Origin of the sequence: Pelagovum pacificum (genome assembly GCF_016134045.1) — a bacterium.
Taxonomy (GTDB): Bacteria; Pseudomonadota; Alphaproteobacteria; order Rhodobacterales; family Rhodobacteraceae; genus Oceanicola; species Oceanicola pacificus_A.
In genome coordinates this window covers 2,433,235-2,459,054 of the sequence record NZ_CP065915.1, presented here as the reverse complement: position 1 = coordinate 2,459,054, position 25,820 = coordinate 2,433,235, and the positions used below count along the sequence as shown (strand labels likewise).

The 25,820-nt window shown below is 66.8% G+C and carries 29 protein-coding genes; 7 read left to right on the top strand and 22 right to left on the bottom strand.

Features of this window, described 5'->3' with window-relative positions; genetic code table 11:
- Nucleotides 1–46: 46 nt before the first annotated feature.
- From I8N54_RS12125 to I8N54_RS12105, 5 genes are read right to left on the bottom strand one after another with little or no spacing between them, the layout of a single operon-like run.
- The gene (locus tag I8N54_RS12125; RefSeq protein ID WP_140197099.1) at nucleotides 47–673 is read right to left on the bottom strand and encodes an ATP-binding cassette domain-containing protein; all 627 of its coding nucleotides are present in this window, start codon (nucleotides 671–673) and stop codon (nucleotides 47–49) included.
- Complete coding sequence (locus tag I8N54_RS12120) at nucleotides 667–1,389, bottom strand: ATP-binding cassette domain-containing protein (protein ID WP_140197097.1); 723 nt, start codon at nucleotides 1,387–1,389, stop codon at nucleotides 667–669. The genes I8N54_RS12125 and I8N54_RS12120 overlap by 7 nt, the downstream gene beginning before the upstream one ends.
- Nucleotides 1,386–2,243: an ABC transporter permease gene (locus I8N54_RS12115; protein WP_231592739.1), complete on the bottom strand. Its 858-nt coding sequence runs from the start codon at nucleotides 2,241–2,243 to the stop codon at nucleotides 1,386–1,388. Before I8N54_RS12115 ends, I8N54_RS12120 begins: the two co-directional genes overlap by 4 nt.
- A complete protein-coding gene (locus I8N54_RS12110; RefSeq protein ID WP_231592738.1) occupies nucleotides 2,240–3,223 on the bottom strand; it encodes an ABC transporter permease in 984 nt (327 codons plus the stop codon). The genes I8N54_RS12115 and I8N54_RS12110 overlap by 4 nt, the downstream gene beginning before the upstream one ends.
- Entirely contained in the window at nucleotides 3,220–4,785 is a 1,566-nt protein-coding gene (locus tag I8N54_RS12105; RefSeq protein ID WP_197097658.1) for an ABC transporter substrate-binding protein, read from the bottom strand. The genes I8N54_RS12110 and I8N54_RS12105 overlap by 4 nt, the downstream gene beginning before the upstream one ends.
- Before the next feature lie 127 nt (nucleotides 4,786–4,912).
- Between I8N54_RS12105 and nikR the strand changes: the two genes are divergently transcribed.
- Nucleotides 4,913–5,380 carry a nickel-responsive transcriptional regulator NikR gene (gene nikR, locus I8N54_RS12100; protein WP_140197093.1) on the top strand — a complete coding sequence of 156 codons (468 nt, stop codon included), beginning with the start codon at nucleotides 4,913–4,915 and terminating at the stop codon, nucleotides 5,378–5,380.
- A 178-nt stretch (nucleotides 5,381–5,558) separates the two neighbouring features.
- Here nikR and I8N54_RS12095 read toward each other — a convergent pair whose 3' ends face one another.
- The 5 genes from I8N54_RS12095 to I8N54_RS12075 form a co-directional block, all read right to left on the bottom strand.
- Nucleotides 5,559–6,134, bottom strand: coding sequence for a thermonuclease family protein (locus tag I8N54_RS12095; RefSeq protein ID WP_232790391.1), 576 nt, complete (start codon nucleotides 6,132–6,134; stop codon nucleotides 5,559–5,561).
- A gap of 187 nt (nucleotides 6,135–6,321) precedes the next feature.
- Nucleotides 6,322–7,062 carry a maleate cis-trans isomerase family protein gene (locus I8N54_RS12090; protein WP_140197092.1) on the bottom strand — a complete coding sequence of 247 codons (741 nt, stop codon included), beginning with the start codon at nucleotides 7,060–7,062 and terminating at the stop codon, nucleotides 6,322–6,324.
- On the bottom strand, nucleotides 7,059–8,225 hold the full coding sequence (locus I8N54_RS12085) for a M24 family metallopeptidase (protein WP_140197090.1): 1,167 nt from the start codon (nucleotides 8,223–8,225) through the stop codon (nucleotides 7,059–7,061). Before I8N54_RS12085 ends, I8N54_RS12090 begins: the two co-directional genes overlap by 4 nt.
- The gene (locus tag I8N54_RS12080) at nucleotides 8,222–9,265 is read right to left on the bottom strand and encodes a pyridoxal-phosphate dependent enzyme (RefSeq protein WP_140197088.1); all 1,044 of its coding nucleotides are present in this window, start codon (nucleotides 9,263–9,265) and stop codon (nucleotides 8,222–8,224) included. The genes I8N54_RS12085 and I8N54_RS12080 overlap by 4 nt, the downstream gene beginning before the upstream one ends.
- Before the next feature lie 65 nt (nucleotides 9,266–9,330).
- On the bottom strand, nucleotides 9,331–10,797 hold the full coding sequence (locus I8N54_RS12075) for a cobyric acid synthase (protein ID WP_140197086.1): 1,467 nt from the start codon (nucleotides 10,795–10,797) through the stop codon (nucleotides 9,331–9,333).
- A 49-nt stretch (nucleotides 10,798–10,846) separates the two neighbouring features.
- Here I8N54_RS12075 and I8N54_RS12070 point away from each other — a divergent pair, with 49 nt between their 5' ends.
- Nucleotides 10,847–11,425 carry a cobalamin biosynthesis protein CobQ gene (locus I8N54_RS12070; protein ID WP_140197084.1) on the top strand — a complete coding sequence of 193 codons (579 nt, stop codon included), beginning with the start codon at nucleotides 10,847–10,849 and terminating at the stop codon, nucleotides 11,423–11,425.
- A gap of 60 nt (nucleotides 11,426–11,485) precedes the next feature.
- On the opposite strand, the gene I8N54_RS12065 is transcribed toward I8N54_RS12070, so the two are convergent.
- From I8N54_RS12065 to I8N54_RS12050, 4 genes are all read right to left on the bottom strand, one after another.
- A complete protein-coding gene (locus I8N54_RS12065) occupies nucleotides 11,486–11,809 on the bottom strand; it encodes a DUF6280 family protein (RefSeq protein WP_140197082.1) in 324 nt (107 codons plus the stop codon).
- A 251-nt stretch (nucleotides 11,810–12,060) separates the two neighbouring features.
- Complete coding sequence (gene ygfZ, locus I8N54_RS12060) at nucleotides 12,061–12,795, bottom strand: CAF17-like 4Fe-4S cluster assembly/insertion protein YgfZ (RefSeq protein WP_140197080.1); 735 nt, start codon at nucleotides 12,793–12,795, stop codon at nucleotides 12,061–12,063.
- A gap of 73 nt (nucleotides 12,796–12,868) precedes the next feature.
- The gene (locus tag I8N54_RS12055; protein ID WP_140197078.1) at nucleotides 12,869–13,639 is read right to left on the bottom strand and encodes a Bax inhibitor-1/YccA family protein; all 771 of its coding nucleotides are present in this window, start codon (nucleotides 13,637–13,639) and stop codon (nucleotides 12,869–12,871) included.
- Nucleotides 13,640–13,778: 139 nt separating this feature from the next.
- Entirely contained in the window at nucleotides 13,779–13,991 is a 213-nt protein-coding gene (locus I8N54_RS12050) for a DUF1127 domain-containing protein (protein WP_140197076.1), read from the bottom strand.
- 195 nt (nucleotides 13,992–14,186) lie between these two features.
- On the opposite strand from I8N54_RS12050, the gene I8N54_RS12045 reads away from it, so the two are divergent.
- The 3 genes from I8N54_RS12045 (at nucleotide 14,187) to I8N54_RS12035 (ending at nucleotide 16,492) form a co-directional block, all read left to right on the top strand.
- The gene (locus I8N54_RS12045; protein WP_140197073.1) at nucleotides 14,187–15,041 is read left to right on the top strand and encodes a LysR family transcriptional regulator; all 855 of its coding nucleotides are present in this window, start codon (nucleotides 14,187–14,189) and stop codon (nucleotides 15,039–15,041) included.
- Nucleotides 15,042–15,077: 36 nt separating this feature from the next.
- Nucleotides 15,078–16,199 (top strand): pyridoxal phosphate-dependent aminotransferase, encoded by a 1,122-nt coding sequence (locus I8N54_RS12040; protein WP_140197070.1) that lies wholly within the window; start codon nucleotides 15,078–15,080, stop codon nucleotides 16,197–16,199.
- A gap of 74 nt (nucleotides 16,200–16,273) precedes the next feature.
- Nucleotides 16,274–16,492: a hypothetical protein gene (locus I8N54_RS12035; protein ID WP_140197067.1), complete on the top strand. Its 219-nt coding sequence runs from the start codon at nucleotides 16,274–16,276 to the stop codon at nucleotides 16,490–16,492.
- 2 nt (nucleotides 16,493–16,494) lie between these two features.
- On the opposite strand, the gene I8N54_RS12030 is transcribed toward I8N54_RS12035, so the two are convergent.
- A complete protein-coding gene (locus tag I8N54_RS12030; protein ID WP_140197064.1) occupies nucleotides 16,495–17,676 on the bottom strand; it encodes a pyridoxal-phosphate-dependent aminotransferase family protein in 1,182 nt (393 codons plus the stop codon).
- A 113-nt stretch (nucleotides 17,677–17,789) separates the two neighbouring features.
- Between I8N54_RS12030 and I8N54_RS12025 the strand changes: the two genes are divergently transcribed.
- Nucleotides 17,790–19,556 (top strand): ABC transporter ATP-binding protein, encoded by a 1,767-nt coding sequence (locus I8N54_RS12025; protein ID WP_140197061.1) that lies wholly within the window; start codon nucleotides 17,790–17,792, stop codon nucleotides 19,554–19,556.
- Here the strand turns inward: I8N54_RS12025 and ribD are convergent.
- The 4 genes from ribD to I8N54_RS12005 form a co-directional block, all read right to left on the bottom strand.
- Nucleotides 19,553–20,644: a bifunctional diaminohydroxyphosphoribosylaminopyrimidine deaminase/5-amino-6-(5-phosphoribosylamino)uracil reductase RibD gene (ribD, locus tag I8N54_RS12020; protein WP_231592735.1), complete on the bottom strand. Its 1,092-nt coding sequence runs from the start codon at nucleotides 20,642–20,644 to the stop codon at nucleotides 19,553–19,555. The genes I8N54_RS12025 and ribD overlap by 4 nt on opposite strands.
- Nucleotides 20,641–21,111 carry a transcriptional regulator NrdR gene (gene nrdR / locus I8N54_RS12015; protein ID WP_140197057.1) on the bottom strand — a complete coding sequence of 157 codons (471 nt, stop codon included), beginning with the start codon at nucleotides 21,109–21,111 and terminating at the stop codon, nucleotides 20,641–20,643. The genes ribD and nrdR overlap by 4 nt, the downstream gene beginning before the upstream one ends.
- A gap of 134 nt (nucleotides 21,112–21,245) precedes the next feature.
- A complete protein-coding gene (locus I8N54_RS12010) occupies nucleotides 21,246–21,665 on the bottom strand; it encodes a secondary thiamine-phosphate synthase enzyme YjbQ (RefSeq protein ID WP_140197055.1) in 420 nt (139 codons plus the stop codon).
- A gap of 52 nt (nucleotides 21,666–21,717) precedes the next feature.
- Nucleotides 21,718–22,065 (bottom strand): hypothetical protein, encoded by a 348-nt coding sequence (locus I8N54_RS12005; RefSeq protein WP_197097657.1) that lies wholly within the window; start codon nucleotides 22,063–22,065, stop codon nucleotides 21,718–21,720.
- A 155-nt stretch (nucleotides 22,066–22,220) separates the two neighbouring features.
- Between I8N54_RS12005 and I8N54_RS12000 the strand changes: the two genes are divergently transcribed.
- Nucleotides 22,221–22,892 carry an SDR family oxidoreductase gene (locus tag I8N54_RS12000; protein WP_140197050.1) on the top strand — a complete coding sequence of 224 codons (672 nt, stop codon included), beginning with the start codon at nucleotides 22,221–22,223 and terminating at the stop codon, nucleotides 22,890–22,892.
- A 3-nt stretch (nucleotides 22,893–22,895) separates the two neighbouring features.
- Here I8N54_RS12000 and I8N54_RS11995 read toward each other — a convergent pair whose 3' ends face one another.
- Genes I8N54_RS11995 through rpoD form a run of 3 tightly spaced genes read right to left on the bottom strand, consistent with a single transcriptional unit; the run spans nucleotide 22,896 to nucleotide 25,807 of the window.
- Nucleotides 22,896–23,549, bottom strand: coding sequence for a hypothetical protein (locus I8N54_RS11995; RefSeq protein ID WP_198571726.1), 654 nt, complete (start codon nucleotides 23,547–23,549; stop codon nucleotides 22,896–22,898).
- Nucleotides 23,542–23,823: an HlyU family transcriptional regulator gene (locus tag I8N54_RS11990; RefSeq protein ID WP_140197044.1), complete on the bottom strand. Its 282-nt coding sequence runs from the start codon at nucleotides 23,821–23,823 to the stop codon at nucleotides 23,542–23,544. Before I8N54_RS11990 ends, I8N54_RS11995 begins: the two co-directional genes overlap by 8 nt.
- A gap of 1 nt (nucleotide 23,824) precedes the next feature.
- A complete protein-coding gene (rpoD, locus tag I8N54_RS11985) occupies nucleotides 23,825–25,807 on the bottom strand; it encodes an RNA polymerase sigma factor RpoD (RefSeq protein ID WP_140197041.1) in 1,983 nt (660 codons plus the stop codon).
- Nucleotides 25,808–25,820 lie beyond the last annotated feature (13 nt).

Here is a 25,820-nt window from a genome sequence, read left to right as displayed (position 1 = left end):
CTGAAGTCTGAACGCCGTCGTTCGCGGCATTGTGGTCTCAGGGCTGCTATTCGCAGGACTTACTGTCATCCCGCCGGTCGAGCACCATGCTTCTCCTACAGAACCGAGATCGCAGGGCGCTGCTGTGCGAAATGAGAAGCAGTGAGATCCGTCTCCGGGCGGCGAGTTCGACCAGGGCTCGCAGAAGCAGATCCTGCTCGATCGCATCCAACTGGCTGGTGATCTCGTCGCAGATCAGGACCCGCAGGTGAGGGTGGAACAGGCGTGCCAGGGAGACGCGAGCCAGTTCGCCGCCGGATAGCTGCATGGGCAGGCGATCCGCCCAGACGTTCCGGATACCCAGCGCCGCCAGGACCTCGGGGTCCGGTGGCATCCCGTTGGCGAGGACTTTGCGCACGGGCCATCGGGGATCTATTGCGAGCTCGGGGGATTGCGGGGCGTATTGCAGGGGGGCCGGGTGTCCGGGCGTTGCCGGTGCGACCTCGACGCCCTCCAGCAGGACATCGCCGTGATCAGGCGCCAGCCGAGCGGCGAGAACCTTCCCCAAAGTCGTCTTGCCTGAGCCCGAGGCCCCGCCGAGACCGACGACGTCGCCCTCGGCGAGGTCGAGGTCGACTCCGGTCAGAATCTGCCGGTCGCCGTAGGCCTTGGAGACTGCACGGGCCGTCAGCATGGTGATGCCGGTGCAAGCTGGGCCTGCCACAAAGCTCGGGAGAATTCTTCGCGCAGATCCGCGCCCGGACCCGTGAAGACACTCGCCGATGCGGTTTCCACGTGCCGGCCCTGGCGCAGGATGACGACGCGTGCCGCGATCTTCGCCAGCCCGATCAGGTCGTGCGAAATCACGATCACGCCGTGCCCCGAGGCAGCAAGGTCGGCAAGCAGGGACAGGATCCGGCGCGACGCCGCGTCGTCCAGTCCGACCGTCGGTTCGTCGGCTACGATCCAGTCCGCGCCGGTGGCAAGAGCAGTGGCCAGCAGCACCCGGCGCGCCATGCCGCCGGACAGTTCATGCGGATAGAGCCGCGCCGTCCTTGCCGGCAGGCCGACACCTGCCAACACAGCCAGCACATCCATTGATCGGTCGGCAAGGCGCGCAAAACGTTCGAGCTGGCGGCCGACCTGCGCCAGCGGGTCCAGCGCGTCCAGCCGCTGCGGGGCCAGCGCGATCGTCCGGGGCACAAGCGGGGCTCCGTCGACGGTGATCCGGCCGGCCCGGATTGCGTCGGGTGGCAGCGCGCCGACGAGTGCCTCGGCGACGATACTCTTGCCCGCACCGGAACTGCCGGTCATCCCGACCACTTCGCCGCGGTCTAGCGAAAACGAAACCCCGTCCAGCACGAGGCCGGTCGGAAAGCTCACCGACAGGTCTTCAATCTTCAGGGTCATGTCATGCCTCCCGCCGGCTCGGACAGCTGGCGCAGCGCCTCTCCGAAACGCTCGAGGGCCAGGGCGATCAGCATCAGGCCAAGGCCGGGGGCGGCGGCGACCCACCAGTGGCCGGCCATGATCTCTCCCAGGCTCTCGGACAGCATCACGCCGATCGAGGGAAGGTGCGGTTCGATCCCGAGGCCGATGAAGCTGAGCCCGGCCTCGTGCAGGATCGCATGGGGGAAGATCACGATGAACCCGGCGATGATTTGCGGCACCAGGTGGGGCGCCAGGTGGTGCCGGGCCACCCAGAGCTGCGACCGCCCGAGCGCGCGGGAGATCATCACGTACTCCGAGGCGGCGGTGGTCTGCGCCTCGTGTCGCAGGATCCGCGACAGGCGCGGCCAATGGGTCAGGGCGATGGCGACGACAACTCCGGTCGTGCCGCCCCCCATGGCAAAGGCGATCATGATGAGGAGCACGAAATGCGGCAGGCCGAGCGCGAGTTCGGTCAGCACCCCGACGAGGTGATCGGCGACGCGCCCGAAGGTCGCGGCCAGCCCCAGGGCCACGGCGACTAGGGTCGAGGCGCCCGCTGCCAGCAGCCCGACCTGCAGGCTCTGCGCAAGGGCGGCGAGGGTCCGCGCGGCGATGTCGCGGCCCAGCATGTCGGTTCCCGCGGGGTGGGACGGCTGCGGTGGCAGCGCCCGTGACCCCGCGTTTATCGACAAGGCGCCATCGGGCAGCAGAACACCGCCCGCCAGCACCGCGACCAGCAGCGTCAGCGCGACGATTCCGTGTCGCATCGCCCGTCGCCGCGGATGCCGGCGGCGACCGGGCAGCGTGAGCGTCAGTTCGCTCGCGTCGCTCATGAGACGCGCCTCAGTCGCGGGTCGGCCAGCCGGGCGGCGATGTCGGCCAGCAGGTTGCCTGCGAAGACGAACAGCAACGTCGCCAGTCCGATTCCCATCAGCAGCGGCGCATCCGCCCCTGTCGCCGCGCGCACGGTCGCCTGCCCGAGACCGGGCCAGGCGAAGACGGCTTCGGCCAGGACAGAGCCGCCGAAGAGCTCGCCCGCGCTGGCGAGGTGCAGGGTCAGCGCGACCCCTGCCGCGTGACGCAGGCCGGGGCCGAAGGCCAGCCGAACCGGCGTCGCCCCGTGTGCGAACAGGTGCCGCGCCGCGGGGCTGTCGAGGAAGGCGATCAGGCTCTGCCGGGTGTGGAGTACCAGCGGCGCGACGCCGACAACCGACAGGGTCGCGACCGGCAGCACCATGTGGCGCCAGCGATCCGCCAGAGTGACCTCGGAGGCCAGCTGCCCGGGCGGTGTCGCGCAGCAGGCGGGTAGCCAACCCAGTCCGACCGCGAAGACCGCGACCAGCAGGATCGCCACCCAGAAGCCCGGGCTGGCGGCCAGCACGACGGCGACGGTCCGGATCACCCGGTCGGGCCAGCACCCCCGCGTTGCCCCCGCCGTCAGCCCCAGCAGCGTGCCCAGCACGAAGGACAGCGCAAAGGCGCGCCCGACCAGGGCCATCGACGCCGGCAGTCTCGCTGCGATCACCTGCATCACCGGGGCGTTGAAGGTGATGGATTGGCCCAGATCACCCCGCACCAGCTGACCGAGCCAGCTGGCAAACCGCTCGGCCGCTGGCCGGTCCAGCCCCCAAGCGGCGGCGATGGCGTCGCGTTGCTCCGGCCCGATCTGAGAGGTGCGACCGCCGACATAGGCCTGAACCGGGTCGATGGGCGCAAGCGAGATCAGCACGAAGAGCCCGACCGCCGCCAGGGGCAGCAGCCAGGCCAGCCGGACCAAGCGTCCGGCCAGAAGGGCCGGAAGCCATGCCCTCATTCGCAGGTCCAGCGCCAGGACGGCAGATCATGAGTGATCGGGAAGCCATGTCCGTGCGGGTGAACCTGCAATGGCCCGACGTCGAGGCAGTCCGACACCCAGTAGGAATGTTCGAGGTTCACCATCCAGGCCCACGTCGCGTCGCCCTTCGGACCGAACCCCGTCTCGCCGTCCCAAGCGGCGGCCTGCCATTCGGCAAGCGACTCCTCGACCCCGTTCGCAGCTTCCGCAGCCTCAAGGCGCGCGTCCACCTCCGGATTCGAGTAATGGCCGGTGTTGTAGTAGTCGATCCCGGCGTAGTCGCCATGATGCAGGTAGTAGATCTCCGACGGGTCATGCGCGCCCCAGCCCAGCACGACGACCTCGCTATGCATCAGGGCGCCGATCTCGTCCCAGCTGCTGCCGGTTGGCCGGGCGTCGATGCCAATCTCGCGCAGCTGTTCCGACGCTCCCAGTGCCAACGCCTGCCGCGTGCTGTCGCCGGCAGGGTAGAGCACCTGGAAAGCCGCTGGCTTGCCATCCTTTTCGCGGATGCCGTCGCCATCGCTGTCCGTCCATCCGGCCTCATCCAGTGTCGCCATCGCGGCGGCGGGGTCGTTGCCGGGGATCGCGGCCTCCGGGTTGTCCCAAGGCAGGCCGTCTGCCGGACCCATCGCCGGGCGTCCGTGCCCGTTCAGGGCCAGCGCCACCAGCGCGTCGCGGTCCAGCGCCTGGTTGATCGCCACCCGGATCGCCCGGTCCGCTGTCACGTCGTTCCCGATCGGCGTGCCCGCGGCCGTCGTCTCGCCCGTCGCGTGCAGCATCGGAAAGGCCAGGCCGCGGTTGTCCACGGTATCGACGTGAAGCACCTCCATGCCCGATGGGGCCGCATCGGCCATCGAGGGCGGCACGGCCACGAGGTCGGCGGCCCCGGTGCGGGCCAGAGCCTGCCCGGCCTCTTCCGAGCCGAAGATGAAGCTGACCCGCTCGAAGGCGATCTCGCCCCCATGCCAATGCGGGTTCGGCTCGACGACAAGTTGCTCTCCTTCGCGCCACTCGATCAACCGGAACGGGCCCGACCCGACGGGCTGGCGGGCATAGCCGTCGCCATAGGTCTCCGCCGGCACGATCCCGAGCGTGGCGAGGCGCGAGACGAAGGTGATCCGCGGCTCGGTCAGCTCCAGTTCGACCGTGGTGTCGTCCAGGGCGCGCGCTTCCTTCAATATGGTGAGGTCGGCCAGGCCGCCGGCTTCGCTGGCTGCGTTGAAGGTGAAAGCGACATCCTCGGCCGTCAGCGGCGTCCCGTCCGAGAACATGGCATCGTCTCGCAGGGTCACACGCCAGACGAGCCGGTCTTCAGATAGGCTCCAGTCCGTCGCGAGATCCCCGACCAGGTTGAGCTCGGCATCGTAGCGCAGCAGTGTCGACTGGAAGAGCGGGTTGCCGTAATGCCCCCAACCCATGATCGGATCGAACCCGCCGTCAGGCTCTCCGCCGATGGCAAGTACCAGTGGACGCGCCTCCACTTGGGCCGGCATCATCAGGGACAAGGCCACGGCAGCGGTGGAGAGCGGATGGAGCATGCGGAACCTCGGCGTATGATTTATTGAGTCGTATTTCATACTTTGGTTATTCGTGGTGTAAAGCGCAGACTTGCTTGCGCCCCGGTTCCGGTCCGCGGATGTTTGGAGCGACAGCAGGGAGAGGGTCATGCAGCGGATTACCATAGCGATCGAAGACGACCTGCTGGCCGAACTGGACCGGCGGATGGAGCAATCCGGCGCGACCAACCGGTCCGAGGCGATCCGCGATCTTCTCCGCCGCGCCCTGACCCGGGACGCGCCGCAGGACGCGGACTGCATCGGGGTCGTCAGTTACGCCCTGGACCTTTCCACCCGTGACCTCGGGCGCCGGGTCCCCCACACCCGCCACTCCCGTCACGACCAGGCCGTCGCGGCCCTGTCGGTGCCGCTAGACCACACCAACGCGATGGAGGTGACGGTGATGCGCGGCAAGGTCGCGGATGTGGAGGATTATGCGCAAGGCCTCTTTGCGGAACGGGGAATCCGCCACGGCCATCTGTCCTTGGTGCCGGTTGAAGATGTCCAGGAAGTCCACCAGCACGGCAGAGGCGAACCGCACAGGCATAGCCACCTGATCATCAAGGACGGGTTTTGAATTGAAATTCGCTTTGCGAAGTGAAGCTGGCGAATTTCAGTCTAAACAGTCACCCGATAGCGGAGTCTGCGCCATGCGCCGACTTCGCCATGAAGCGGGCCAGTTCCACCGCGGCCTCCTGCGGCGGACCTATGCTTATCGTGCGCTTCGTGAGCACGGGCGATCGGGGAACCCTGGATCACTTCTCGAAAGTGCGCATGTCGCCGCGCTGCCGCGCCGCGGCTTTCCAGTGCTTTTTGCGGACGCCTTCGGGCTCGAGGTGGCTGTATTTGCCTCCTGAGAATTTCTTCCAGTCGAGCGCCATCCCGCTCTTCACCATCTCCGCGCTGAGGTCGCGGCCATCGGGAAGGAAACATGTGGCAACGAGCCGGTCGTAGGACAGGTCCGGCTCAAGCTTCGCCGTAATGGACTGACCCTTGCATAATTGGACCAGCTGCCACTTGGCTCGCTTGCCCCATGGGTGCTCAAGCTCAGGTGCGTCTATGCCGGCGAGGCGCAGTCTGACCTTACCGATCTGAATGGTGTCACCGTCAATCACCCAGCATTTGCCGATGAGCGGCGAGGTCGGCGTCTCTATGGAAACCGATTGGGTGGCCGCTGGAACAGGGCGTCTGGGAGGCGCAGGCCGCGTTGTAGAGGGAACCGGCGTCGGTCGAGCTGGCACTTGGATCGGCCGCTCTTGTGTTTTTCGACGCTTCTTTCGCGTCGCGCGCAACAAAAGTCTCAGTAACATCAGTTGAAGGTATTCGGCCAATTCCCGGCCTGTCACGCTCTAATTTCGACTTGGTGTAGACCATCGTCGTATCTTCAAGCCACATCTGCAGGCTCGCCGATACTTTGAGGTCTGTCCTGCCAGCTTGAGCCAAGGCCATGCCCGGCGCCGATAAGAACCCTTCAGCGAAAATATGCGGTCGGACCGGAATGTCGCCCCGCTGGCCGAACTAAGACCCAAACAACCGCCCTGGCCCGTGCGGGCGGCTCCAGGTTGGCAGGTCCCGTGCCATGGCCCAGCCGAAAACGCTGTTGCTGCTGAGGACCGGCACGCCCAGTTCCGCTTCGAGGGGGGCGATGATCTCGAACGTTCGGAGGTTGGTGCAGGACAGGAAGACCGCGTCGACACCGTCCGCCACCGCGCGGGTCGCAGCCATCAGTGACCGCCCGTCGATCCGGGCGACGTTGGCCTCGGTCGATTCATCGAAGCTCACGACGTTCGGCACCTCGACGCCGGAGGCGACGAACGCCTCGCGCAACGGCTCGGAAACTGAGGCGATGTAGGGCGACACCAGCCCGAGGCGGGCGATGCCGAGGTGCCGGAACGCTTCGACCGCCGCGGTGAGGGGCGTGCAAACCCGCCGCGTGCGGCAATTGCGGCGGACGAGGTCCTCGACCCGTTCCGGCCCGAGCAGCAGGGTCCCGGATGTGCAGGCGTAGCCGACCGCGTCGAACATCGGCACCTGCGGCAGCAGCGCGGTCGCGCGCGGCAGGCCCTCCGCCATGCCGGCGATCGTCTCGGGCGTCAGCTCGGTGCCGGAGGGGATGCGCGTGATATGGAGCGTCAGCGCAGGGTCGGGGAACAGGCGGCGGAAGTCGCCTTCGATCGTCTCGTCCACCTGAAGCACGATCAGGCCGAGCCGCCCGGCGGGCGAGGGCTCCTCGATCAGGCTGTAGGGAAAGCCGGTCAAAGCGGGATCTCCACCATCTCTCCCGGCGCACGGGGCGAGAGGAGCTCCGGCCCGTCCGGGCGCAGGACGACGTTCTCCTCGTGGACGAGGATGCGACCGGACGACAGTACGACGGAAGGCTCGATCGTCAGCACCATGCCGGCGACGAGGGGCGTCTGGTCGTGGTCGGTGAAGGAGGGCCATTCGGTCAGCGTCACGCCGAGGCCGTGGCCGAGGCGACCACCGCCGGGACGCATTCCGCGCAGCTCGAGCGCGGCGCACAGCTGCCGGTGCGCGTCACAGGCGAGCATTCCCGGGCGGAGGTCGTCGATCAGCCGATCGGTGGCCGCGTGCAGGGCGTCGTGCGCCTGTCGGGTCTCGTCCGCGACCGGCCCGATCGAGAAGTTGCGGTCGAAGTCGCAGAAATAGCCGTCGCGCACGGCCCCGGTGTCGAGCATCAGCACGTCTCCGGGGGAGAGCGGCTGCGGACCGGCGGGCGAGATGACGTCGCCATAGCCCCCTGCGCCCGCCGCGCCGGCAGTGTAGCTGACCCAGTCCGCCCCGGCGTCGAGCAGCGCGGACTGAAAGCCCCGGAACACGGCGTCGAGGGTCGGCGCCCGGTTGACGATGGCAGGCACCGCGTCGAAAGCCTCGCTCGCGATGGCGCAGGTGAGGCGGATGCGGTCGACTTCGGCCTCGCTCTTCACTTCGCGCACGCGTTGGATGATGTCGGTGGCGTCGGCCGGGCGGCGCGGCGCGATCCGGTCGAGCAGCCGATGATAATCGGCAAGTGGCATGCGCAGGCTCGTCTCGAGGCCCATAGGAACGCCGAGCAGACCGTCGGGCGGGACATGTTCGCTGATCGCGTCGGCCAGAAGCGAAATGCCGTCGTCGCGGGGATCGGGCGCGTCCCACATGCGGATGTCGGTGATCCATGTCCGCTCCATCAGGTCCCGCCCGATGGCTGGGATGACCGCGACAGGCGCGCCCTTAGCGGGAACGAGCAGGAACCACGGCCGTGCGGGGCTTTCCCAGAACCGCGTGAGGAAACCGGTGACATAGAAGATGTCGGCGGCAGAGGTCAGCAGCAGCGCGTCCTGTCCGGCCTGCGCCAACCGTCGCTGCAAGCCCTCGACCCGGCCATGAAACTCGGCGACCGGGAAGAGGGTCGGGCGGTCGTTCATCCCTCCGGGCCTTCGCTGAGGATGGCGAGGATGCGGGCGTCAGGCCCGATGTCGGGCAATCCGGCGATCAGCGCGGCAAGGCCCGCGCCGCCCGATGGCGTGGTGTCGAGGCCGAGCCGGTAGAGGACCGACACGCCCTCTGCCGCTTCTCCCTCGCTGATCGTGACGAACCGGTCGGCGTCGGCGGAGAGGCCGGCGAGCGCCACGAGCGACGGTGTCTTGCAGTCGAGCCGCCCCATCGCGGAGACCGGCCCTTCGGCGGTGACGGCACGGCCGGCGCGGACGCTCTCGATCAGGGCGGGCGCGGCGGCGGGCTCCACCACGATGATCTCAGGCCCGTCGCTCCACCGCTTGCGGGCGTAAGCCGCGACGGCGCCGGCAAGTCCGCCGACCCCGGCCTGCAACAGGATATGTGTGGGCGCCTCATCCATGGCGTCGGCGGCCTCGACCGCCATCTGAAGATAGCCTTCCATCACGCCGCGTCCGGTGTCGAGCGACCCCTCCCACGTGCTGTCGGACAGCAGGGTCCAGCCGTTCTCGGCGGCGGCGGCCTCTGCCGCATCCATGCTGGCCTCGTAGGTCGCGCCGCTGCGCACGACTTCGGCGCCCTTGGCACGAAGACGGTGAGCGAAAGCCTCCGGGACGGTGTCGGCGAGGTAGATCAGCGCACGCGCCCCGAACAGCGCAGCTCCTGCCGCGACGGACAGGCCGTGGTTGCCGGCACTGGCGGCGACGTAAGTCCACCCGCTTAGGGCGGAGGTCCAGTCATCGGGGTCGTTCGCGGCCGCATCGCGGGCGATGACGAAGGCCGCGCCGAGCGCCTTGAAACTGCCGAGCCCCATGCGCCCACGCTCGTCCTTGATCCGTACGGCGGCGACGCCACAGTGCGCGGCGAGGTCGGGCACGTCCAGCAACGGCGTGTCGCCATGCCTCGGACAAAGGGCGAGCAAACGCGACACGGCGGATGGGTCGTCCACGGGCCGGGGCATGCCAAGGTCGAGCCCGGCGCCGCGATAAGGGTTCTTCAGCACGTCCGGCATTGCGTCTCCCGTCTGGCATCGGTCCCGACGAAACCGCCGCGGCGCGCGCATTGCAACTGTTAAGGTCAGGCCTCGGGGACGGGCTCCGCCAGTGCCAAGAGCCGGTCGACGTCGAGATGCGCCTCGATATGGGCAGCGAGCGCGTCGAGTGTCGTCTCGATCGAGGCCGCATGGGCGAAGGGCGCGGCGCCGACGCCAAGCCGGTCGAGATATGCCGCGCGGAACGCATCGGAGGAAAACAGGCCATGCAGATAGCTGCCCTGCACCAGTCCGTCGGGCGAGGTCGCGCCTTCGCGGCGCCCGTCCTCCAGATCGAGCCAGGCGCGCGCGCAATCGGGGCCGGTCGTCGCGCCGATATGGATCTCGTAACCCTCGACGCCGAAGCCGCTCTCCCGCTCCGTCGCGCGGGTGAGCGACAGCCGCTTCTCGGCCGACATCACCGTGTCGACATCGAGCAGGCCGAGGCCTTCGACCTCGCCCGGTGCGCCCTCGATCCCCTCCGGGTCGGCGATCCTGCGGCCGAGCATCTGGTAGCCGCCGCAGAGGCCAAGGACACGCCCGCCGCGCCGTAGATGCGCCTTCAGGTCGATGTCCCAGCCCTGCGCGCGGAAGTCGGCAAGGTCCGAGATCGTCGCCTTCGAGCCGGGGATCAGCACCAGCGCGGCGTCGCCGGGCAGGGGGCGTCCGGGCTCCACGATCTCGACCGTCACACCGGGAGTGGCCGACAGCGGATCGAGGTCGTCGAAATTGGCGATCCGGCGCAGCTTCGGCACGGCGATCTTCACGCCGTCGCGCCCCGGGCCGGCGCGGAGGTCGAGGATGTCCTCCGCCGGCAGCCGCCACGCGTCCTCGAAGAAGGGCAGCACGCCGATCGGGGCCCAGCCGGTGCGGGCGGCGATGACCTCCATCCCCTCGTCGAAGAGAGAGACGTCGCCCCGGAACTTGTTGATCGCGAACCCCCGGATCAGGGCGCGGTCGCCGTCGGGCAGTACCGCGTGAGTGCCGACGAGCTGCGCGATGACGCCGCCGCGGTCGATGTCGCCAACCAGAACCACGGGGCAGGCCGCGGCCTCGGCGAAGCCCATGTTGGCGATGTCGCCGCCGCGCAGGTTCACCTCCGCCGGGCTGCCGGCGCCCTCCACGATCAGCAGGTCCCGCCCGGCACCGAGCCTGTGGTAGCTTTCGAGCACGCGGGGCAGCAGTTCGCCCTTCATCCGGCCATAGTCGCGGGCGCGCAGGGTCGCGTGGCGGCGGCCCTGAACGATCACCTGCGCACCGGTGTCGGTCTCTGGCTTCAGCAGGACCGGGTTCATGTCCGTCACCGGGTCGAGCCCAGCCGCGAGCGCCTGCAGCGCCTGTGCCCGGCCGATCTCGCCGCCGTCGGCGGTCACGGCGGCATTGTTCGACATGTTCTGTGGCTTGAACGGCGCGACGGAGAGGCCGCGCAGACGTGCCGCCCGCGCGAGACCGGCCACGAAGAGCGACTTGCCGACATTGCTGCCGGCGCCCTGGATCATGATGGCTCTTGTCATCGGCGCCTCCGCAGGGTGGTCTAGGTCAGCGACAGGGCAGGGGGAAGTGGTGAACACGCCGGCGCACCTGATCTTCGGCGCCGCCGCCTTCGCGCGGCCCGGCCGCCCGGCAGAGAGCACCGCCGCCATCATCGGTGCGCTGCTGCCGGACCTGTCGCTGTACCTGCTGGCGGGGTGGCACCTCTTCATCCTCGGCACGCCGCCAGAGACGGTGTTCGGAGAGCTCTACTTCTCCGAAAGCTGGGGCCGGGTGTTCCGCATCGACAACAGCTTCATCCTCTGGGGCATCGCGCTGGCCGTCGGGCTGGCGCTGAAAAACCGGGTCGTCATCGCGCTGACCGGCGCGGCGCTGTTGCACCTCGCCTTCGACTTTCCGCTGCATCACGACGACGGCCGGCCGCATTTCTGGCCGCTGACGTCCTGGATCTTCGAAAGTCCGGTCAGCTACTGGGACCGCCGCCACTACGGCGAGATCGTCGGCCCGATCGAGATCGGGGTGTGCCTCATCCTCTGCCTCGTGCTGTGGCGCCGGTTCGATGGCTGGATCCCCAGGGGGCTGATCCTGCTGGCGGGGGCGACGCAGTTGCTGCCGCTCGTCATGTGGGCTTTCGTGTTCGGCGGCCCCTGAAACGAAACACGCGGCCCCTTGGGACCGCGTGTTTCGTTGGCAGCATTTTTTGAGGGTGGATCAGGCGGCAGCCTGGGCCAGTTCCGCAGCGTGACGACGCTCGCTTTCCTCGCGCGACAGCGCGACGGAGGTGCGAACACCTTTTGCCACGAATTCCATGAGACCGTTCACGACCCGCTCGTTCGGGTCGATGCCCGCGCAGGAGAGGACCTCACGGCCGTCACGAGAGCGCGCCCAGCGGGCGATCTGCTCGGGACCGTTGCCGTACTTCTTGTCGTCGGCGATCGCGTCGTCGAGAGCAGCGAGCACCACCGCGGCAAAGAGCTTGCGGGACCGATTGCCCTGCTCGTTGTTGAAGGCGGTGCCATCGACGAAATCGTTCATCTCGCTTCCTTTTATTTTTTGGTCTTGTGACTTTCAGCGTCCGGGGAATATGCAGTTTTAGACCCGATTCGGGGCCCCGTTCTGGGAATGTCAGCTATGCCCCTTACGCATGGCTAAATCGAGTTATCCGGCATTTTCGGCGCATTTCGGCCGTTTTCCGCTGCGAACCTAGGACCAGTCGGGATCTGGTCAACGATTCGTCAAAGTTTCGTCACATTTGTTCAGGCTGAAGTCGCGTGGTTAACCCAGGGTTAATCGTCGAGTGCGACGGCAGCCCCTCCGGCGCTCATCGCGCCTCCCGTTCGATCGAACCGCAGGTAGGCCAGTGCATGGGGTCCGGCAACCGTGTGCAACGTGCCGGCCGGTTTTCCGTCTGCCGTGATCTCCGTGCCCGTTTCGGCCGGGCCCTCCAGACGCACCCGTCGCAGGCCCTTGCGAAGCTCGGTCTTGTGTTTCATCCGGGCGGTCACTTCCTGCCCGACGTAGCAGCCCTTGCGGAAATCGACGCCGCCGAGCCGCTCGAAGCCCATCTCGAGGATGTAGCTGTCGGCTGTCAGTTCCACGCCCGCCTCGGGGATAGTATTGGCCACCCGGACCGCGTTCCAGTCGATGCCGCCGTCGTCGCCATCGTCGCCATAGAGACGCCAGCCAAGCGCGGGATCGCGGGGATCGGCATACGCGCCGTCCGGCGCGGGGCCGGTGCCGCGGCGGACGGACAGGGCCGTCTCCTCGATCCCGACATCGGCACGCAGCTTGTACATCGACAGGCGCTGCATCAGCACGGGCGCCACGGCAGTGGGCACGTCGATCAGGATTCGATCCGCTTGGCCAAGCATCAGAAAATCGGCGAGGTATTTCCCCTGCGGCGTGAGTAGGGCGGCATAGCGCAGTCCGGCGCCCGGTGCGGGCACATCGTTGGTGACGAGATTGTCGAGGAACCTGACCCGGTCCGACCCGGTCACGGCAAGTACGATCGTGTCACTCATTCCGATCTCCTTCGCGGTCCCTGAAACGGAAAAGGCCGCCCGAAGGCGGCCTTTCCAGAACGTCAGGTCGCTTTTATTCCCGGTTGCCCATGAGCTGCAGCAGGAACATGAACATGTTGATGAAGTCGAGGTAGAGGTTCAGCGCGCCCATGATAGCCGCCTTGCCGAGCCACTCCTGATCCCCATGCGCCGCGTGGGCGATGTAGGTATTCTTGATGTTCTGCGTGTCGTAGGCGGTCAGGCCCGCGAAGATCAGCACGCCGATCACGGAGATCGCGAACATGATCGCCGGGGAGGCGAGGAAGATGTTCACGATGGACGCGACGATCAGGCCGATCACGCCCATGATCAGGAACGATCCCCAGCCGGAAATGTCCTTCTTCGTGGTGTAGCCCCAGAGGGACAGACCGGCGAAGGCCACGGCGGTCACGAGGAACACCTGCACGATCGAGTAAGACGTGAAGGCGATGAAGATCCAGCTCAGGCTGAGGCCCATCAGCGCCGCGAAGGCGTAGAAGAACAGCTGCGCACCGGCCGCCGAGAGGCGGTTGATCATGGCGCCGAAGGCGAAAACCATGACCAGCGGCAGGAACATCACGACCCATTTCAGCGGCGACGCATAAAGCGCATAGCCGATGTCGGTCAGGAAACGACCGTTGCCGATCGCGTATTCGTTTGCCACATCCGTCACGGCGAGCCCGTTGATGGCCCAGGCCGCGAGTGCGGTGATCAGCATGCCCACGGACATCGTGCCGTAGACTTTGTTCATGTGGGCCCGGAGCCCTTCGTCGATGGCGGCGGAGCGAACGCCGCCGGCTGTCCGGACCGTCTGATAGTCAGCCATCAAAACCCTCCAAGGTTAAAGACACTGGCCCAGTCTTGGACCTTGTGTCGAATATTGGGGGTTCGGCCATTGGATTCAAGAAGATCCGGACCGCGATCGTTCAAATCCTACGGGTTCACGCAGGATTGTTGCCGACGCCTCAGCGAAGCCAGTGCGCGGGGACATCCCAGAGCGGCCGATCGGCTTCGGACCAGGCCTCTGCGCGGGTCAGGCCGATGTCGGCGAGCGCGCGATCGTCAAGGCGCGCAAGGGCGCGACGCTGGCGCAGAAGCGCGACATAGTGGCGGATGCCGGGGAGCCGGCGAGGCTGGAACAGCCGGGAGGGGGAGATGGTGGTGCTTGCGTAGTTCATTTTACGTGTCCTCGTGACAGTCGGTTTGGGGGACCGGCCCGGAGGTCTCAAGACAGGGTGACGCACCGCCCCCGGTCGCGTCATGGCTCTCGTCTTGATGGATCAGGGTCCGTCCATCAGGATGCTTGATAGATAGGGGGGTGTCAGGCACAATGGAAACGAATGATTCACAAGTGATCCATCACGGAACGTGATATGCCGAGAAATCTCGACCTGACCGCCGTCCGCTCTTTCGTCGCCACCGCCGAATCCGGCGGAGTGACCCGCGCGGCCGGGCTGCTCAACCTGACACAATCCGCCGTCTCGATGCAGATCAAGCGGCTGGAAGACAGCCTCGACACGCGGCTCTTCGACCGGGCGGGCCGGGGGCTCGGTCTGACGGCGGCGGGCGAGCAGCTTTTGTCCCACGCGCGCAAGATGCTGACCATCAACGATGAGGTCTTCCGCCGCCTCACCTCGAAGGAATTCGAGGGCGAGATCACGCTCGGCGTGCCGCATGACATCGTCTACCCGGTGATCCCGACGGTGCTGCGCCGTTATTCGGTCGAATATCCCAACATGAAGGTGCAGCTGCTGTCGGGCTTTACCCGCGACCTGAAGGAACAGTTCCGGCGCGGCGAGGCCGACGTGATCCTGACGACCGAGGATAATCTCGACGCGGGCGGCGAGACGCTGGTGACCAAAAGGCTCAACTGGCTCGGCGCACCGCAGGGCGTGGCCTGGCGCGACCGCCCATTGCGGCTGGCGTTCGAGCGGCACTGCATCTTTCGCGCCGGGATCGTCGCACTGCTCGACAAGGCGGGGATCGGCTGGGAGATGGCGGTCGACAGCGTTGCGAGCCGCTCCATCGACGCGACGGTGTCCGCCGACCTCGCCGTGACCGCCCGGCTGGAGGGGACGGAGCCGATCTACCTCGAGCCGATCCAGCACGGCGGCGCACTGCCCGAGCTGAAAGAGATCATGGTGAACCTTTACTACTCGGAGCAGGGGCAGGGCGCCGCGGCGGCCGGCCTCGCCGATATCGTGCGGACGGCCTACGGCGACGGCTGATTGCCCTCGGCGGCGGGCCCTGCCATGGTCCGCGCCATGACCAAGGACCGCTACCTGACGCCGCTCGCCGCGTCGCTGCCCCCGACCGTTCCCTTCGTCGGCCCCGAGACGCTCGAGCGTCAGCGCGGTGCCCCCTTCGACGCCCGCCTCGGCGCGAACGAGAGCGTCTTCGGGCCCTCGCCGAACGCCGTGGAGGCGATGAAGCGAGAGGCGGCCGAAAGCTGGAAATACGGCGACAGCACGAGCCACGACTTGCGCAACGCCATCGCCGAGTATCACGGCGTGAAGCCGGAGAACGTCATCGTCGGTGGCGGGATCGACGGGCTGCTCGGCAACCTCGTTCGCCTCACCGTGACCGACGGCACGCCCGTCGTCACATCGGACGGCGCCTATCCGACGTTCAACTATCATGTCGTCGGTTTCGGCGGGGCGCTCCACAAGGTGCCCTACACCGCGGATCACGAGGATCCGGACCGGCTGCTCGCCAAGGCGAAGGAGGTCGGGGCGAAGCTGCTCTACCTCTGCAATCCCGACAACCCGATGGGTACGTGGCACGCGCCCGAGACGATCGCCCGCACCATCGACGCGCTGCCCGAGGGCACGTTGATGCTGCTGGACGAGGCCTATGCCGATTTCATGCCGCCGGGATCGCGCCTGCCGGAGCGGGCGGACGATCCGCGGGTGATCCGCTTCCGCACCTTCTCCAAGGCGCATGGCCTCGCCGGGGCGCGGGTCGGCTACGCCATCGGGCATCCCGACCTGATCGCCACGTTCGAGCGTGTCCGCGATCATTTCGGCATGACTCGCGTCAGTCAGGCCGGCGCGCTGGCCGCGATCGGAGACAATGAGTGGCTATCGTCCGTTATCGGTCAGGTGTCGGACGCCCGCATCGCGCTGACCCGGATCGCGGAAGAGGCGGGGCTCAAGGCCATTCCCTCCGCCACCAATTTCGTCGCCATCGACTGCGGGCGCGATGGTGCTTTCGCTGCCAGCCTTCTGAAAGCGCTCGAGAAAAACGGCGTATTCGTTCGGATGCCCGGTGTCGAACCCTTGTCCAGATGTATTCGTGTCAGCTGCGGCCGGCCCGAGGATACGGAGTGTTTCGCGCAGGCGTTGCGGCGATCTCTTGCCGAGCTCGACGCATTAAGGAACCAGTAACCCTGCACCGCCATTCATGCTGTACGTTTTGAGGGGTCAGACGCGAAACCGGTTTACGAGGGACAAGACACCACATGAAAACCTATCCTGACCGGGTCGAGGACTACACGTCGGCCTTTCTGGTCACGACCGGCCTGACATTGTTCGTCGGTCTTCTCACCATTGCCGTGCTCGGCGGATTCCGCATGGTCCTGATCGCCGCGTTCGCCTGCGACCTGCTTTTCCGGGTGTTGAACTGGCGCCGCCGCCGCTCTGCGCGGCTGCATCTCGAACTGCAGCGCCAGCTCTCCTGACTTCAGGCCAGCGCACCTTCGGCGATGATGCGCGCGGCGATCCCGCCCGCGCCTTCGCCGTGGGGCTTCTTCATCGCGATCATGCCCGCTTCGATCACGCCGATCGTGCCGAGAACCATGTGCGCGTTGATGTGGCCCATATGTCCGATGCGGAACCAGTCCATGGAGGGTTCGCGGCCAAGCCCGATCCCGAAAGTCACGCCGAGGTTCTGCGAGCACCATTGCCGCATCTCCTCCGCCCCCGGCAGGTAGACCGAGGTCACGGCATGGGACCGGTTGCGCTGGTCGGGCACGTTGAGGCGGATCTCGCCGCCTTCGCTCCACGCGTCGATGGCGGCCCAGTAGGCGTTGGCGAAGACTTCGTGACGGTGCCAGACCGCCTCCATCCCCTCGTCCTTCAGCATGTCGAGCGCCTGCCGCAGTCCGTAGATGTGGTGCGTCGGGGCCGTGCCGCCGAAATATTGGTAGAACTGGTTGGGCCGCGAGCGCGGGCTCCAGTTCCAGTAGTTGCTGACGGACCGACCGGCCTGCGCCTCTGCCGCGCGGTCGCTGAAGAAGACGAAGCCGAGCCCCGGAGGAGTCATCAGCCCCTTCTGGGAGCCCGCGACGGTGATGTCGGCGCCCCAGTTGTCCATCTCGTAGCGGTCGCAGGCGAGCGAGGCGATGCAGTCGACCATCAGCAGGGCCGGGTGGTCGGCCGCGTCGATCGCGGCGCGCACGGCGGCGATGTCGTTGCGCAACGACGTCGCCGTGTCGACGTGGTTCACCAGAACCGCCTTGATCGTCTTGTCCACGTCCGCCCGCAGCGCGGATTCGATGCGATCCGGTTCGATCGAGGAGGTGAGGCCGAAGTCGACCATCTCCGTCTCGATCCCCATGGCGTTCGCCATCTCGGCCCATCCGACGGCGAAGCGCCCGGTCTGGGCGACCAGCACGCGGTCGCCGGGCGACGCGATGTTGGCGAGCGCCGCTTCCCATGCGCCGTGACCGTTCGAGATGTAGATCGCCACGTCGTGCTTTGTGCCGGCGACCCACTTGAGGTCCTCGGAGATAGAGCCGACGACGTCGACGATCTCGCCCTCGTAGATGTTCGGCGCCGGGCGGTGCATCGCCGCGAGCACCGGGTCGGGCATGACGGAGGGGCCGGGAATGGCAAGGTAGTGGCGACCGTTGGCGAGCGACATCGTGCGATCCTGTGCGGGAGATTTGTCGGCGCAGACATTGGTCGAGCCGGCCGGGAAGGTCAACGAGTCCCCGCCGCTTGCAATGCCACCGCCTGCAGCCTTATCTGCGCGCCATGACCAAGAGCACCGAACACGCGTCCCCCGACAGCAAACGCCTGTTCGCCTGGCTCTGGCGCAGCTACCTCAGCCGCTTCAAGTTGCCGCTCGCGATCGCCGTGTCGATCATGGCGATCGAGGGCTCCGCGCTCGGCCTGTTGTCGCTGATGATCGAGCCGATGTTCGACCGGATCTTCGTCGGCAAGGATCAGGGCGCGATCGCCTGGGTCGGCCTCGGCATCCTCGGCATCTTCATCGTGCGGGCCATCGCCTCGATGGCGCACAAGATCCTGCTGACGCGGATCGCGCAGCGCACGGCCGCCGCGATCCGCTCGGACCTGTTGCGCCACCTGATGACGCTCGACACCTCGTTTCACCAGGCCAAATCGCCGGGCGAACTGATCGAGCGGGTGCAGGGCGACGTCACCGCGATCAACTCGATCTGGGCCACCATCGCCACCGGCCTCGGCCGCGACCTCGTCGCGCTGCTCTGGCTGTTCGGGGTGGCGCTGTCGATCGACTGGCGCTGGACGGCGGTCGCGCTGGTCGGGGCGCCGCTGCTCATCATCCCGTCCTTCATCGTCCAGCGCTACGTCCGCACGAGCGCCCGTCGCGCGCGCGGGCTGGCGTCGCAGATGGCGACCCGGCTGGATGAAGTCTTCCACGGCATCAACCCGATCAAGCTGAACGGGCTCGAGGGCTACCAGGCCCGCCGCGACGCCGCGCTCGTCCGGCAGCGCATCGACGCCGAGGTCAAGACCGCCGCCGGGCAGAGCGCGATCCCCGGCCTGCTCGACGTCATGTCGGGCATCGGTTTCCTCTGCGTGCTGATCTACGGCGGGGCGGAGATCATCGCCGGCGACAAGACGGTCGGGCAGTTCATGTCCTTCTTCACCGCGATCGGCCTCGCCTTCGACCCGATGCGCCGCCTCGGTCAGCTGTCCGGTGCGTGGCAGTCCGCCGCCGCCTCGATCGAGCGGATCCTTGGCATCCTGTCGCTGCGCCCGGTCATCACGTCGCCCGCGACGCCTGCCAAATCACCTGCCGGCGCCGCACCGGAAGTACGGCTCGAAGGGGTCGAGCTCGCCTATGGCGACATGGCAGTGCTGCGGGGCATCGACCTCGTCGCGGAGGCGGGACAGACGACGGCCCTCGTCGGGGCGTCGGGCGCAGGCAAGAGCACGATCTTCAACGTGCTGACGCGCCTCGTCGATCCGGCCGCGGGTCGCGTGACCATCGGTGGAGTGCCGGCAAAGGACATGGACCTTGCCGATCTGCGGGCGATGTTCTCCACCGTGTCGCAGGACGCCGCGCTGTTCGACGAGACACTGCGCGAGAATATCCTGTTCGGGCGGGAGGACATCTCCGACGAGCGGCTCGACGAAGTGCTGCGGGCCGCCCATGTCGCCGACTTCCTGCCGAACCTGTCGGACGGGCTGCAAAGCCCCGCAGGGCCACGCGGCTCGAACCTGTCGGGCGGTCAGCGCCAGCGTGTCGCCATCGCCCGCGCCCTGCTGCGCGACACGCCGATCCTGCTGCTGGACGAAGCGACCTCCGCGCTCGACACGAGGTCGGAGCAGATCGTGCAGGACGCGCTCGACCGGCTGTCGAAGGGCCGCACCACGCTCGTCATCGCGCACCGCCTGTCGACCGTGCGGAACGCGCACAAGATCGTGGTGATGGAACAGGGCCGCATCGTCGATCAGGGCCGCCACGAGGAATTGCTGGAGCGCGGCGGCCTCTATTCGGAACTCTACCGCCTGCAGTTCGAGAAGTCCGCCTAGGTTCGCCGCCAGATCTGCATCGCGTCCGGACCGATGGCGCGGGTTTCGGTGAGCGCGTAGCGTGGCGCTTCGGCCAAGCGGTCGACCCCCATCGCCCCGATCATCGGCAGCCCCTCGGCGCCAAGCGCGAGGCCGGCGGTGAAGGTCACCAGCTGATCAACGAGACCGGCCGCCAGCAGCGTCGCGGCGAGCGCGCCGCCGCCTTCGCAGAAGACGCGGGTCAGGCCCTGCGCACCGAGCGCGGCCAGCGCGGACTCCGGTGAGATCTGGCCGTGGTCGATCTCGCAGTCGATCAGCGTCGCGCCGGCGTCGGTCCAGTGTGCCCGCGCGGCCTTGTCGGCCTCCGGCCCGACGAGGATCCAGACCGGCACCTCGCGTGCGGTGCGGGCCAGGGTGCCGTCGCGGGGCACATCGAGCCTGCGGGACAGGACGACGCGCACAGGCTGGCGGTCGATGCCGAGCCCGCGCACGGTAAGCGACGGATCGTCTGCCCGCGCCGTGCCGGCGCCGACCATCACCGCGTCATGCGAGGCCCGCATCAGGTGCACCATGCGTCGTGCGGCGGGGCCGGTGATCCACTGGCTTTCGCCCGTGGCGGTGGCGATCCGGCCGTCGACACTGGAGGCGAGTTTCAGCGTCACGAAGGGCCGGCCCTCGGTGACGCGGGTCAGGAACCCGGCGGTAACGTCCCGCGCCTCGGCTTCCATGACGCCTGTTTCGACCTCGATCCCGGCCGCCATGAGCTTGGCGATCCCCGCCCCGGCGGTGCGCGGGTCCGGATCGCCGCAGCCGATCACGACGCGGGCGACACCGGCCTTGGCGAGTTCATCGGCACAGGCCGGCGTCTCGCCCACATGGGCACAGGGCTCGAGGGTGACATAGGCCGTCGCGCCGGAGGCATCGGCGCCGGCGAGCGCGCCGACTTCCGCATGGGGACGGCCGCCATCGGCGGTCCGCGCGCGGGCGAGGATGCGCCCGTCGCGGACCAGAACGCAGCCGACCGACGGGTTGGGCCATGTCCGCCCAAGACCCTGACGCGCGAGCGACAGGGCCAGCGCCATGTAGCGCCGGTCGGCTTCCGCGGTCACTGTTCGGTGGGCGTCACGGCGGGGCGCAACTCGCTGACGAACTTGTCGAAATCGTCCGCGGCCTGGAAGTTCTTGTAGACGCTGGCGAAGCGGACGTAGGCGACGGTGTCGATCCGCGCGAGGCTCTCCATCACGATCTCGCCGATCACCTTGGAGGGGATGTCCGTCTCGCCCATGCTTTCGAGCCGCCGCACGATGCCCGAGATCATCTGGTCCATGCGTTCAGGCTCAACCGGACGTTTCTGCAGCGCGATGCGGATCGACCGTTCCAGCTTGTCGCGGTCGAAATCCTCGCGGCGGCCATTGGTCTTGATGACGACGAGGTCACGGAGCTGCACTCGCTCGTAGGTCGTGAAGCGACCGCCGCAGGCCGGGCAGAAGCGCCGTCTGCGGATCGCGACGTGATCCTCCGCCGGACGCGAGTCCTTCACCTGGGTGTCGACGTTCCCACAAAACGGACAGCGCATGGCCCTCGTCCCCTTCTTGTCTGCCTCTAGGGGCTTCGCCCTCTATTATGGCTAGACTATAGGGAGGCCCGCAGTATTTGGAAACGGAATTGAGACTGGCCCCAGATGTGGGTCCGAAGTGCGGCATCAGGGACTCACGCGAGGTGAAGCACCACCTGACGATGGTGCGGACGCCGCCGATGTTCGAAAAGGTATATTCCCTGCCAAGTTCCGAGCTGCAAACGGCCGTCCAGAACAGGAATCTGCAAGCTGACCGGAAGCACCGACGCCTTGATATGGGCCGGCATATCGTCTGGCCCCTCTGCCGTGTGGGTCAGGTAGGACATCTCGGGTGCGTCGGAGTTCGGCACGAACCGCTTGAGCCATGCCAGCAGATCGCTTTGCACATCGGGGTCCGCGTTCTCCTGGATCAGCAGCGAGCAGGAGGTGTGCTGGACGAACAGCGTCAGAAGGGCATCGCCGGGCAAGCGCTGTTCCTGCACCCAGGCGGCGACCTCGCGGGTGAAATCGGTGAGGCCGGGGCCCCGGGTCGGGATCGAGAGAATTGTCTGCATCGGGCACGAAAAGGCCGGAGTGTGAGCTCCGGCCAGGTCCTTTCTGGTGAGATCAGGCGGCCGTCGCCTCCGCGCTCGCCTCCGTCATCCTGGCAAGCGCTTCCGGATCGGGAACGAGTTTGAAGCCGCTCTGTTCCAGGCGGCGCATCATCCGCATGCCAAGCTTGGTCTGCTGGCGCGAGACGTCCTTGTAGGCCGCCTTGCGTTCCTGCGCCGTGGCCTCCGGATTGGCCGTGTCGAAGTCGGCGCGAAACAGCGCCCGACCAAGATCGCGGGCAGCCCTGCGCCGCATTTTCTGCTCTTCCGTGAGCGGGGCCTTAGTTTCTTCCATGGAACTCTGTCCTTGATGGAATTCGCGGCGCGAGGCCGCCGGACGGCACCATGCCGCCCTGACCGCCATCTTATCAGGTCCTTGCGGCAAGAATGCGGAAATCGTCGGGGTGCGACAAGCGGCGCTGCCCGTGTCGGACAACTGCACAGCGCTTGTGCGGATGGACCGCAAGGCGGCCCTCGTCCGTTGGGATGTGAACCCAAGCGAACAACGGAAAGTCCGACATGTCCAAGACACTGCTCATCACCGGCGCCTCCAGCGGAATCGGCGCCGAAACCGCCCGGCAGGCCGCGAAAGCCGGCTGGAACGTCGCGCTGATGGCGCGCTCCGCCGACAAGCTGGAAGCGCTCGCCGAGGAAATCGGGGACAGGGCCCTCGCCCTGCGCGGCGACGTGACCGACTACGACGAAGTCGAACGTGCCGTGACGAAGACCGTCGAGACGTTCGGCGGCTTGAACGCGGCCTTCGCCAACGCAGGACGTGGCGGCAAGCCGGGCGGGGCCGAGAAGGGCGATGTCGACGACTGGAAGGGCATGATCGACCTCAACGTCATGGGCCTGCTAAACACCGTCCGCGCCGCGCTGCCGGAGTTGCACAAGACGACGGGGCACATGATCCTCACCGGATCGGCCGCCGGGCGTGTTCACCTGTCGGGCTCGGTCTACGGCGCGACCAAGTGGTTCGTGCACGGCTTCGCCGGCAACCTCGCCGAGGAGATGAAGGAGTGGGGCGGGCGCTGCACCGTCGTCGCGCCGGGCATGGTCGACACGCCCTTCTTCGACGAGGCCAAGCCCGACAAGCTGAAACCCGAGGACGTCGCCGCTGCCGTCATGCACGCGCTCGAAGCCGACCCGCGCTGCGCGGTGCGCGAAGTGTTCCTGATGCCGACGGGGTAGGGGTTAAGCCCCGGTCCGGACGTCGGGATGGACATGATGGACGAAACGCGAAAGCGGATGCGTCTTGGGGAGCCCCAAGGCGTAGTCTGCGGCCTTCTCAATAGCATGCCATGGCGCGACGTCTTCGGGTCCGCCCATGTCCTTGTCACCCACGAAATTCACGAAGAGCAGATGCGCGCTGATGCCGTGCTGGTGTAGCCACCAAAGATGGGTCAGCCGATTGGCGTACTGGTAGAAACAGCGACTCCAATCAGAGCGATCATCCGCTTTGAGGCCGAGCTTGCACTGGGCGAGCGCCGCCGCGATTTGCGCCTTTGATGCCTCCGAAACCGCGCCGCTGGGAGAGGAAAGAAACTCCGCGACGTGTGCCTTGGCTTCGACGAGAACCGGTTGTTCACCGGCAAGGGCCAGTCCGTCCCAGACGGCCCCCCGAATTGGCCAAAAGTCTGCAAGCGGCTCGGTAAGATGCGCTAAACCGATCCTTTCGAGGAACGGGCCGTCTCGATACTCACGAAACCGATCAGATCTGACCGGCGAAACCCAAGTCAGAGGGCGAAGACTGCGGGGATTGAGAGCCTCGGGATGATTTTCGACGAAGGTCTGAAGCCACTTTTGGCTACCGCGGAGGGCAATGCCATCCGCAGTCGTTCTACCCAAAGATCCGCTCACCTTCCTGGTCGATCATCAGCTCGGCCTTGGCGATGGACTCCTTGGTGGCGACGTCCTTGTCCTGGAACGTGTCGGCGCGGACGAGCTGGTGCACTTTCAGCTCGCCCTCGACAGTCTTCTCGATCCGGGCGGCGATCCGCCAGGAACCGCCGTCCGACATCGGGTCAGGATAGATGTCGAAGCCCTTGTAGGAATGGAGTTTGACCTCCTCCCGGTTGGAGGAGGAGGACTTGCCACCGAAGAGTTTGGACAGAAACGACATCTTATTGATCCAGGAACGAGCGGAGCTTGCGCGAGCGGCTCGGGTGTTTGAGCTTGCGGAGCGCCTTCGCCTCGATCTGGCGGATCCGTTCGCGGGTGACCGAGAACTGCTGGCCGACTTCCTCGAGCGTGTGGTCGGTGTTCATGCCGATCCCGAAGCGCATCCGCAGGACACGTTCCTCGCGCGGGGTGAGGGAGGCCAGAACGCGTGTCGTCGTCTCCTTCAGGTTCTCCTGAATGGCGGAGTCGAGCGGCAGGACCGCGTTCTTGTCCTCGATGAAATCGCCGAGCTGGCTGTCTTCCTCGTCGCCGATGGGCGTCTCGAGAGAGATCGGTTCCTTGGCGATCTTCATCACCTTGCGGACCTTCTCGAGCGGCATCTGCAGCTTTTCGGCCAGCTCCTCGGGCGTCGGCTCGCGACCGATCTCGTGGAGCATCTGGCGGCCGGTGCGGACCAGCTTGTTGATCGTCTCGATCATGTGGACCGGGATACGGATCGTGCGGGCCTGGTCGGCGATGCTGCGGGTTATCGCCTGCCGGATCCACCATGTCGCGTAGGTGGAGAACTTGTAGCCGCGGCGATACTCGAACTTGTCGACGGCCTTCATCAGGCCGATGTTGCCTTCCTGAATGAGATCAAGGAATTGCAGGCCGCGGTTCGTGTATTTCTTGGCGATCGAGATGACGAGCCGGAGGTTCGCCTCGACCATTTCCTTCTTGGCCTGGCGGGCTTCCTTCTCACCCTTCTGGACTTGGCTCACGATGCGGCGGAATTCGGAGATGTCGACGCCGACATACTGGCCGACCTGCGCCATCTCGGCGCGCAGCTCTTCCACCTTGTCGGTCGATTTCTCGATGAACGCCTGCCAGGCGCGGCCGGTGTTCTGGCTCATCCGGTCGAGCCACGTCGGGTCGAGCTCGTAGCCGCGATAGGCGTCGATGAACTCGCGACGGTTGATCCGGGCCTGGTCGGCCAGCTTCACCATCGAGCTGTCGATCGACATGATGCGGCGGTTGATGCCGTAGAGCTGGTCGATCAGCGCCTCGATACGGTTGTTGTGCAGGTGAAGCGAGTTCACCAGTTCAACGATCTCGGAGCGGAGCTGCTGGTAGACTTCCTCGTTCTGCTCGGTGAACGAGGCGTCCTCGTTCAGCTGGGCGGAAATCCGGGCGTCCTGCATCTCGGACAGGCGCCCGAAGCTCTCGGCGATGATGTCGAGCGTTTCCAGCACGCGCGGCTTGAGCGCGGCTTCCATCGCGGCGAGCGACATGCTGGCCGCGTCTTCCTCGTCCTCGTCGTCGTCCTTCTGGATCGGGTTGCCGTCGGCGTCGAGCTCGGGGCCGTCGTCCTTCTTGGATGTCTGGGACTCGGCATTGGGATCGACGACCGGTTCCTCGTCCGTGGCACCGTCGAGCTGGTTGCCGAACGTTGCCTCGAGGTCGATGACATCGCGCAGCAGAATGTCTTCGTTCAGAAGTTCGTCGCGCCAGATCGTGATGGCCTGGAAGGTCAGGGGGCTCTCGCAGAGCCCGAGGATCATCGTGTTCCGGCCAGCCTCGATCCGCTTGGCGATCGCGATCTCGCCCTCACGGGACAGAAGCTCGACCGAGCCCATCTCGCGCAGGTACATGCGCACCGGGTCGTCGGTGCGATCGAGCTTCTCGGTATCGCCCGAGGACAGGGCAACGTCGCGGGAGCCTTCCTTGGTGACGAGGTCGGTGGACTTCGTCTCCTCCTCGGTCTCCTCGCTCTCTTCTTCTTCGGTGACCTGGATGCCCATTTCCGAGAGCATCGACATCACGTCCTCGATCTGGTCGGACGAGACCTGGTCAGGGGGAAGAACCTGGTTCAGCTGGTCGTAGGTGATGTACCCGCGCTCTCGCGCTTCGGCGATCATCTTCTTGACGGCGGCCTGGCTCATGTCGAGCGAGATGTCACCGTCCTGAACGTCTTCCTTGTGATCGTCGGTGTCTTTAGCGGCCATGGGCGCTCCTCGG

Bases quoted from the DNA above. Each gene is read 5' to 3' on its own strand.
- I8N54_RS12125 (WP_140197099.1), bottom strand. From the start codon at position 673: ATGCTGACGGCCCGTGCAGTCTCCAAGGCCTACGGCGACCGGCAGATT.
- I8N54_RS12080 (WP_140197088.1), bottom strand. From the start codon at position 9,265: ATGCCGGACGTGCTGAAGAACCCTTATCGCGGCGCCGGGCTCGACCTT.
- I8N54_RS12010 (WP_140197055.1), bottom strand. From the start codon at position 21,665: ATGCAGACAATTCTCTCGATCCCGACCCGGGGCCCCGGCCTCACCGAT.
- I8N54_RS12105 (WP_197097658.1), bottom strand. From the start codon at position 4,785: ATGCTCCATCCGCTCTCCACCGCTGCCGTGGCCTTGTCCCTGATGATG.
- I8N54_RS12030 (WP_140197064.1), bottom strand. From the start codon at position 17,676: ATGTCGCTCGCCAACGGTCGCCACTACCTTGCCATTCCCGGCCCCTCC.
- I8N54_RS12005 (WP_197097657.1), bottom strand. From the start codon at position 22,065: ATGGCGGTCAGGGCGGCATGGTGCCGTCCGGCGGCCTCGCGCCGCGAA.
- I8N54_RS12050 (WP_140197076.1), bottom strand. From the start codon at position 13,991: ATGAACTACGCAAGCACCACCATCTCCCCCTCCCGGCTGTTCCAGCCT.
- I8N54_RS12065 (WP_140197082.1), bottom strand. From the start codon at position 11,809: ATGAACGATTTCGTCGATGGCACCGCCTTCAACAACGAGCAGGGCAAT.
- I8N54_RS12035 (WP_140197067.1), top strand. From the start codon at position 16,274: ATGAAAACCTATCCTGACCGGGTCGAGGACTACACGTCGGCCTTTCTG.
- I8N54_RS12045 (WP_140197073.1), top strand. From the start codon at position 14,187: ATGCCGAGAAATCTCGACCTGACCGCCGTCCGCTCTTTCGTCGCCACC.
- I8N54_RS12025 (WP_140197061.1), top strand. From the start codon at position 17,790: ATGACCAAGAGCACCGAACACGCGTCCCCCGACAGCAAACGCCTGTTC.
- I8N54_RS12110 (WP_231592738.1), bottom strand. From the start codon at position 3,223: ATGAGGGCATGGCTTCCGGCCCTTCTGGCCGGACGCTTGGTCCGGCTG.
- I8N54_RS12085 (WP_140197090.1), bottom strand. From the start codon at position 8,225: ATGAACGACCGCCCGACCCTCTTCCCGGTCGCCGAGTTTCATGGCCGG.
- I8N54_RS12055 (WP_140197078.1), bottom strand. From the start codon at position 13,639: ATGGCTGACTATCAGACGGTCCGGACAGCCGGCGGCGTTCGCTCCGCC.
- I8N54_RS11990 (WP_140197044.1), bottom strand. From the start codon at position 23,823: ATGTCGTTTCTGTCCAAACTCTTCGGTGGCAAGTCCTCCTCCTCCAAC.
- I8N54_RS12040 (WP_140197070.1), top strand. From the start codon at position 15,078: ATGACCAAGGACCGCTACCTGACGCCGCTCGCCGCGTCGCTGCCCCCG.
- I8N54_RS12115 (WP_231592739.1), bottom strand. From the start codon at position 2,243: ATGAGCGACGCGAGCGAACTGACGCTCACGCTGCCCGGTCGCCGCCGG.
- ygfZ (WP_140197080.1), bottom strand. From the start codon at position 12,795: ATGAGTGACACGATCGTACTTGCCGTGACCGGGTCGGACCGGGTCAGG.
- I8N54_RS12000 (WP_140197050.1), top strand. From the start codon at position 22,221: ATGTCCAAGACACTGCTCATCACCGGCGCCTCCAGCGGAATCGGCGCC.
- I8N54_RS12075 (WP_140197086.1), bottom strand. From the start codon at position 10,797: ATGACAAGAGCCATCATGATCCAGGGCGCCGGCAGCAATGTCGGCAAG.
- nikR (WP_140197093.1), top strand. From the start codon at position 4,913: ATGCAGCGGATTACCATAGCGATCGAAGACGACCTGCTGGCCGAACTG.
- nrdR (WP_140197057.1), bottom strand. From the start codon at position 21,111: ATGCGCTGTCCGTTTTGTGGGAACGTCGACACCCAGGTGAAGGACTCG.
- I8N54_RS12120 (WP_140197097.1), bottom strand. From the start codon at position 1,389: ATGACCCTGAAGATTGAAGACCTGTCGGTGAGCTTTCCGACCGGCCTC.
- rpoD (WP_140197041.1), bottom strand. From the start codon at position 25,807: ATGGCCGCTAAAGACACCGACGATCACAAGGAAGACGTTCAGGACGGT.